Origin of the sequence: Nocardioides sp. CPCC 206348, assembly GCF_048654705.1 — a bacterium.
In the GTDB taxonomy this organism is placed as follows: Bacteria; Actinomycetota; Actinomycetes; order Propionibacteriales; family Nocardioidaceae; genus Nocardioides.
Genome location: NZ_JBMCZA010000240.1, coordinates 1,705 through 4,200, shown reverse-complemented (window position 1 = coordinate 4,200; position 2,496 = coordinate 1,705). Strand labels below are relative to the sequence as shown.

At 70.2% G+C, this 2,496-nt stretch carries 3 protein-coding genes; 1 reads left to right on the top strand and 2 read right to left on the bottom strand.

Annotation, left to right across the window (positions count from 1 at the left end):
• Positions 1–584 (bottom strand): potassium channel family protein (locus ACOADB_RS27945; protein WP_378606870.1); only part of this gene is annotated, 584 nt, incomplete at its 3' end.
• A gap of 72 nt (positions 585–656) precedes the next feature.
• Between ACOADB_RS27945 and ACOADB_RS27940 the strand changes: the two genes are divergently transcribed.
• On the top strand, positions 657–1,349 hold the full coding sequence (locus ACOADB_RS27940) for a hypothetical protein (protein ID WP_378606867.1): 693 nt from the start codon (positions 657–659) through the stop codon (positions 1,347–1,349).
• On the opposite strand, the gene ACOADB_RS27935 is transcribed toward ACOADB_RS27940, so the two are convergent.
• A partial coding sequence (locus ACOADB_RS27935; protein ID WP_378606865.1) for an acyl-CoA dehydrogenase occupies positions 1,350–2,496 on the bottom strand: 1,147 nt, incomplete at its 5' end.

Below are 2,496 nucleotides of genomic sequence, written 5' to 3'. Positions count from 1 at the left end.
ACGGTCGCCGTGACCGCGCCCACCAGGCCGATACCGACGAGCATGAGGCCAACGGCGACAACGCGTCCCGTCGTGGTGACAGGGAAGTAGTCGCCGTAGCCGACGGTCGTCACGGTGGTGCACGCCCACCACAGTGCATCGCCAAAGTTCAGGATGTTGGCTCCCCGGGCGTCCTGCTCCGCGTCCAAGGTGGCCAGCGCACCGAGCCCGACGGCGAGCGAGGCTGACCCGGTGACGTAGACGGCCACACGTCCGGCGAGCGAGTTGGCAGCCGAGCGGTCCAGAACGCGTACGAACGCCACCAACCGGAGAAGTCGGAGCGGGCGCAGCACCGGGAGAGCAATCAGGGCAACGTCGTACCAGTGGCGGAACGCGTAACGACGCCGATCCTCGGCAAGGATCAGACGGATCGCGAAGTCCGCCGCGAACGCACCCCACACGGTCCACGACACGACATTGAGGAACCCCGCGAAGTCGGAGTCCATCCTGGGGTCCAGCACCTGCCACGCATAGGCCACCAGGAACGCGACGGCCAGGAGGATGAGCGGGATCTCGGTGCGCCTTTCCCAACGCTCAACAGTCATGGCCGGAAGTGTTCCAGCGATCCCCCGACTGCGCGTCCGGTACCGCTACCTCGTCGCCCCTAGGATCGCGGCATGGCTGACCAGCCCCCGAACTGGGACACCTACCAGCCGCGCCGCGACGACACCCGGAGCGTCGGCCCCACGCCGCCGCCCACCTCGCCGTACGCGAGCGGGGGCACCTTCGCAACGTACAACGCACCCGCCGAGCAGCGTCGGGTACGACGCCGGATCGGCCTGTTGCTGGCTGGCGCCGTGGTCGTGGTCGGTGGCGCGGGGGTTGGCGTCTGGGCGATCGTCGAGGCGGCGACCGACGACAGTCCGTCGACGTCGACGACCCGCACCGTGACCGACACGGAGGTCAAGGTGGAGGTCAACGGCTCGGGCAGCGTCAACCTGTTCACCACCGCGGGCACCGCCGACCTGGCGTCCGCGCTCCGCGAGGAACGCGGATCGACGCAGGTGCTCGAGGTCGTGCTGTTCCACCACAACGCCGTGGTGACCGTCGCGGACAAGGACGCACCCGACGGGGCGCGGATCTACCAGTGGGACGGGGACCTGACGGCGGTCTCGGAATCGGTGGCGGTCCGCAAGCCGTTCGACCTGCTCGACCTCGAGGGCGACGTGCTCGCCGACCTCTGCGGCGATGACCCCAACCAGTGCACGGTCGTCGCCGGCCGCCCGCTCCCCGGTGACGACGGGGCGTGGCTCACCGTCGTGGGCAGTGGCGGCCCGCAGCGGACCGACCTGCGCGGCAACCCGGCCTGATCAGAGCCAGTCGCCGTCGACCTCGTTGAACAACTGGTCGCCACCCGCCAGCAGGTCCAGCATCGGGCCGACCTTCGGCAGCTCGTGGGTGAGGAAGTACCTCCCCGCAGCGCGCTTGCCGTCGTAGAACTCCCCCGCCTTGCCGTTCGCGGCCAGGAGCTGCTCGAGCCAGATCCACGCCACCACCACGTGGCCCGCGGCCTCCAGCCCCGTGGTCGCGTTGGCCAGGGCGACGCGCGGGTCACCGGACTCCCACGCCGACGCCACCGCGGTCACCAGGCCCTCCACCGCACCAGACAGCCGGAACGCGTACTCCTTCAACAACGGGCCGGCGTCACCAGCGCGGCCGACGGTCTCCATGATCGTCTCCTGCAGGAGCAGCAGCCCGCGGCCGCCGTCGAGCACGAACTTGCGGCCGAGCAGGTCCTGGGCCTGGATGCCGTGCGTGCCCTCGTGGATCGGGTTGAGCCGGTTGTCGCGATAGAGCTGCTCGACGCCGTACTCCCGCGTGTAGCCGTAGCCGCCGTGCACCTGGATCGCCAGGTCGTTGGCGGCCAGGCACCACTGCGACGGCCAGCTCTTCACGATCGGCGTGAGTACGTCGAGCAGGGCTCCTGCACGCAACCGGGCCTCCTCGTCCGGGTGGGTGCGCTGGTCATCCAGCAGCAACGCAGCCTTCAGGGCGAGCGCGAGCCCGCCTTCGACGTACGACTTCGAGGCGAGCAGCATGCGTCGCACGTCGGCGTGCTCGATGATCGGAACCGGTACGGCGGCCGGGTCCTTGCCGCCCAGCGGCCGGCCCTGCTCCCGCTCACGGGCGTAGGCGAGGGCACGGCGGTAGCCGGTGTAGCCGAGCGCGACAGCGCCCGCCCCGACGCCGATCCGCGCCTCGTTCATCATGTGGAACATGGTGGCCAGGCCGCGGCCCTCCTCGCCGACCAGCTCGCCGACCGCCCCCGGCTGGCCGGACGGCAGGTGCTTTCCCTCGCCGAAGTTGAGGATCGTGTTGACCGTGCCGCGGTAGCCCATCTTGTGGTTGACCCCGGCCAGCGTGACGTCATTCCGCTCCCCGCGAAGACCGTCCTCGCCGACCACGAACTTCGGCGTCGCGAACAGCGACAGTCCCTTCACCCCGGCCGGTGCACCT